Raw genomic sequence first — 2,067 nt, forward strand, 5'->3', positions numbered from 1 at the left:
TTCTTACATCTAATATTAAGTTAATTTCGTTACTGCTTTATTTACTCTTTACTTTATATACTTATAATAAATTGAAATAAAAAAGTAAAAACTTCTTCATGTATTTGAAGAGGTTTTTACTTTTCACTTACACTGAATTAAAAAAGCAATTTTTAAAATTTTGTTTTTATTCCAATACGTAACTCATACTTTATCCGTTGCTATTTCAAGCCGATTAATAAAGTAGCTTCCAAATTAAAATAAATCTTTAAAATCCCTACTCTTTAGTAAATAAGAAAACCCTTCTACATGATCGCCGGTAATTCTCAATACAGCTGGTGGATGTCCTACTGTTGCGAAGTGTTCATTTGGACGAATACGATTTGGTTTCATTACATCTACAAAATGGACACATCCGACTTTATACCCTTCTAATATTGCCTTTACTTGTGCAACACACGCTGTGTGAAGAGTGTCCCAGCCAATTCCCTCTAAACATTTTCTACTAATAGCATGGGGAACAGCAATTGTAGATCCTACCCCTAAATCTTTACGGTTACAAGCAATATTCAACATATATTTATATAAGCTTACAATATATAGAGGAAATCTAAGATTTAAATTTAAATCATTTAAAACCATATCAACACCATCCGCAACAGCTTGCGTTAACGGATGAAGATCTTTTGCTGGAATAGCAAAATCAGCATCAATAAAGAGAAGTATATCCCCTGTGGCTTCTTGTGCACCAATTGCCCGTCCTACATCATGCCCTAATCTTTCTTCATAAACAATTACTGTTGCCCCTGATTGCTTAGCGATTACTTCTGTCTGATCTGTTGACCCATTAATGACAACAATTATTTCTTTCGGTTCAATTTTTCTTGCCTCAAGAATAACTTCTTTAATCGTTGATTCTTCATTTTGTGCTGGTATAATAATTGATAACTGTTTTCCATTATAAATTGATGAATTCATTCCCCATCCTTTATGGAAACGTGAATAATTCTTTTGTTTTTTTAACTGCTCTATAATTTCTCTTTTTCTTCCTCCATCTGTATAGTTACCTCTATCATCTTTTCGTTGTAACCAACTCTCCAAAGCTTTTATATTTTCTTTAATCTCATATACTTCTAATTTAGTTAATTCATTTTTATAGAAAGAGGTTTCGTTTGCGGGCATATTATTCAAGGAGGTGTTAGTGATGGCTGACGAGGATTGTAGTCGCCACCCTTTCTCAATAAGAGTGACTTGGGACAGAATAGGGTTCTGCAAGATATCATATCCAATGTCTTCAATTGCTTTTTTAGTAATAGCATATGGCATAGATAACATCGAATCATATTTTAAATCCATACGCCCCAATACATCGTTTACTATTTTTCTATACACCATAGCAATACTTGGCCATTCTACTCTCATCTTTTCAAAACATACGGAGTCTATGTTATTTAAGATTACATCCTGTTCCTTTTTCAGTATCGGTTCTATAAATCGCTCTAATTCTACCGAAAAAATAACATCTTCCCCATCTAAAAATAAGACTACATCACCATTGGCGATTTTTGCCCCATGAACTGGTGCTTTCCGTTTACTTTTCTCCTCAATCACAACAACGTTACTTTCAACAAATGTTGGTATAGATTGTATCGCACTCATTCTATCATCAGCTACAATAATAATTTCTATTGGTTTTATATGCTGCACTTTATTTAAAATTTGATTCAATTTTGATTTTTCTTCTCCTAAAACTATAACGACTGATAGGTCCACTTCTTTTTGTTCTTCTTTTACAGTCTGAATAGGTTTTACTTTTTTTATATATTCAATTGTTTCACTCTTCCCTACAGCTGCATGCCCTGCTTTTTTATCAAAATATAAGTCAATTATAATTTGATTTACTTCCGTGTCTTTATCAAGTTGCTCTAATTCAGAAATAAATGGTAGTAAATGATTTTGCACATCAAATTCACACGCGAAATTTTGTAAAAAATAAATATTCGGTACATATTTAATGTGATTAAAAAATTTCACAACATTAATTCTTTCGCCAAATTTCTCCTCAATTTCTTCTCTTGATAAATTTGG

At 31.9% G+C, this 2,067-nt stretch carries 1 protein-coding gene; it reads right to left on the reverse strand.

What is annotated here, in order from left to right:
• Positions 1-234 precede the first annotated feature (234 nt).
• Positions 235-2,067: glycosyltransferase (locus ABWK52_RS26225; RefSeq protein ID WP_353772237.1), on the reverse strand; the 1,833-nt coding region annotated here is incomplete at its 5' end.

This window comes from Bacillus sp. AP50 (assembly GCF_040492675.1).
Taxonomy (GTDB): Bacteria; Bacillota; Bacilli; order Bacillales; family Bacillaceae_G; genus Bacillus_A; species Bacillus_A cereus.